A 1,463-nucleotide genomic window follows, 5' to 3' on the forward strand; every position below is an offset into this window, starting at 1 on the left:
AGAACGGGAATGGGGGTGGGACGCGGGGGAGCTACAGGCCGAAGCGGACGGTGAACTCGACCTCGCTCTCCGCGCCGCGGCTGTCCACGCAGTGGACGACGACCTGGTACGTCTGACCGCCGAGCCCGGAAGCGGGGGCGATGATGTTGGTGAGGTCCCTCGCGCTGGAGCGGCGGCCGAGGGTCGTCTGGGGGATGAGCCTCACGCCGCTGATGGTGGGCACCTCGCCCAGGTGTCCGCTCCGGATGCAGCGCGCGTCGTCGGTGGGCGCGGCGCCGTTGCACCCGGGCAGGCCCGCGAGGTCCAGCCGCTGGTTGGTGGGGGTGAGCTGCGTGGGCGAGCCACCGATGAGCCGGAAGCGTGACAGCAGGTACTGGCGGCCGGCGTCGGCGCACGCCACCAGCTCCTCGCTGGAGCGGAAGCTGCTGGCCGCGCCGCGCTCCGCGCCGGAGAAGCCGATGGCGGCCATGGCCAGCACCGTCACCATCGCCAGCAGCACCACGACCAGCAGCAGCACCGCGCCTCTCCGAGCGCGCACGGATGGGTGTCTCATGGTGCAGCCTCCTGCGTGAAAGGGGTCATGGGTTCAGCCTCCCGCGCAGAGGAGCCCGTCGGCGGGCGCGCGGCCCTGGCACGCGCCGGGCGTGGTGTCCTGGGAGTAGGCCGGCAGCGGCATCTCCCGGGAGCGGAGGTTGCGGGGCAGGATGGTCGTCTCGTAGAGGAAGCGCCGGAAGCCGGCCGGCGCCGGAAGCCGCGGCTCGCCGGGCAGCGCGGGGATGGCCGCCTCCAGGCCGGCCTCGCGCATCACGGAGTCCGCCCGCGAGGCGCGCGCCACCATGCGCAGGCGCACGGCGCGCACATTGGCCGGGTTGAGGTTGCGGCGCAGGGGCGAGCCGGACGGCGTCTCGTATTCGGGCGGCGGGTTGGCCGCGTCCCACGTGGGCACGAACGCGGTGCCGTCCTCGCGCAGGAAGGTGACGCGCAGGGCCTCGATGCCCTCGGCCACCGGCTCGCCCAGCGCGTCCGGCCGCGTGCCCAGCCCGTGCGCGCGGAAGAGGTACGGCCGCTCCGCCGTGCCCGGGACGCCGTCATCGTCCACCATCCGCACGGAGTAGTCGTGCACGTCCACCTTGAAGACGCGCGCGGGCAGGCCGGCTGCCCCGTTGAAGCATGGCTCGTCGAACACCGCGCCCAGGTCCGGGAAGGTGCCCGTGGCGGGGCCCAGCGGCAGCAGCGTGGTGCTCCCGGACGCCGGCACGTCCGCGGACAGCCGCGCGTAGCCCCAGCGCATGGCCCCGGGGCACACGACCTGGAGCACCTGACCCCGGCGCAGCGACACCGGGAGCGACGCCACGCGGAGGCCGCTCGAGGAGGCGCCGTTCTGGAGCACGGCGGCGCTGAACAGCAGGTCGCGCGAGCGCACCACCAGCCGGTCCGACGCGTTGGGCCCCGAGCCCGCCCAC

The 1,463-nt window shown here is 74.7% G+C and carries 2 protein-coding genes; both read right to left on the reverse strand.

The annotated features are described in order from the left end of the window. Positions 1 to 31 precede the first annotated feature (31 nt). Entirely contained in the window at positions 32 to 553 is a 522-nt protein-coding gene (locus HG543_RS53620; protein WP_169352669.1) for a hypothetical protein, read from the reverse strand. 33 nt (positions 554 to 586) lie between these two features. Next, positions 587 to 1,463, reverse strand: an 877-nt coding sequence (locus HG543_RS53625) for a PilW family protein (protein WP_211194815.1), incomplete at its 5' end; no start/stop codon positions are given.

The sequence above is a fragment of the Pyxidicoccus fallax genome, assembly GCF_012933655.1.
In the GTDB taxonomy this organism is placed as follows: Bacteria; Myxococcota; Myxococcia; order Myxococcales; family Myxococcaceae; genus Myxococcus; species Myxococcus fallax.

Coding starts and splice junctions, on each gene's coding strand:
- HG543_RS53620 (WP_169352669.1), bottom strand. CDS start 553: ATGAGACACCCATCCGTGCGCGCTCGGAGAGGCGCGGTGCTGCTGCTG.